This is a genomic window from Kosakonia sp. H7A (assembly GCF_003028445.1).
Taxonomy (GTDB): Bacteria; Pseudomonadota; Gammaproteobacteria; order Enterobacterales; family Enterobacteriaceae; genus Kosakonia; species Kosakonia radicincitans.
Genome location: NZ_PYTZ01000051.1, coordinates 1 through 595, shown reverse-complemented (window position 1 = coordinate 595; position 595 = coordinate 1). Strand labels below are relative to the sequence as shown.

Annotated in this window: 2 protein-coding genes; both read right to left on the bottom strand. The window is 69.9% G+C overall.

Annotated features, from left to right (window positions below; genetic code table 11):
• Positions 1 to 273: LptF/LptG family permease (locus CWM66_RS28080; protein ID WP_146159959.1), on the bottom strand; the 273-nt coding region annotated here is incomplete at its 3' end.
• The coding region (locus tag CWM66_RS28075; protein WP_146159958.1) for an LptF/LptG family permease at positions 270 to 595 on the bottom strand (326 nt) is incomplete at its 5' end. The genes CWM66_RS28075 and CWM66_RS28080, both read right to left, overlap by 4 nt.

Here is a 595-nt window from a genome sequence, read left to right as displayed (position 1 = left end):
CGTCAGCTCGGAAGTGGCTGCCAGCTGGCCCAGGCCCATCAGCGCGCCGATCACCGCGGCGGTCGGGAACAGGGTGTACGCACGCCGCGGCACGGTGTAGGCGACGTAGGCGATGGCGTGGCCGAAGCTGTAGCTGCCCTGGCCGATGTCCTTGGCTTCGCTGGAAAACGCGTTGACGATGTCCAAGCCCAGCAGCACCGCCCAGGTCAGCAGTACCGTGCCGATGACCGCCCGGCCGATGTACAGGTCATGGATGCGCGGGGTGATCCTCATGCCGCCGCCCTCCGCGGCCGCGACAGCCGTCCATCGCGCAGGTAGGCCCACACCGCCACCAGCAGCAGCGGCGCCAGCAGCCACCACAAGCCAAGCGCGGCGGGCGTCTTGCCGGCCGAGATCCACTGCGTGCCGACGATCATCAGGTTGGTGCCGACCAGGTAGCCAAGGAAAGCCAGCATGATGCGGCCGTAGCGCTGCTGCCGCGGCGAGCTGCGCGAGAGCGGCAGTGCCAGCAAGGCGAAGGACAGCGCCAGCAACGGCGGGGCGATGCGCCAGTTCAACTGCGCGCGGGCGGCCAGCCGCTCGTCGTCCAGCAGGC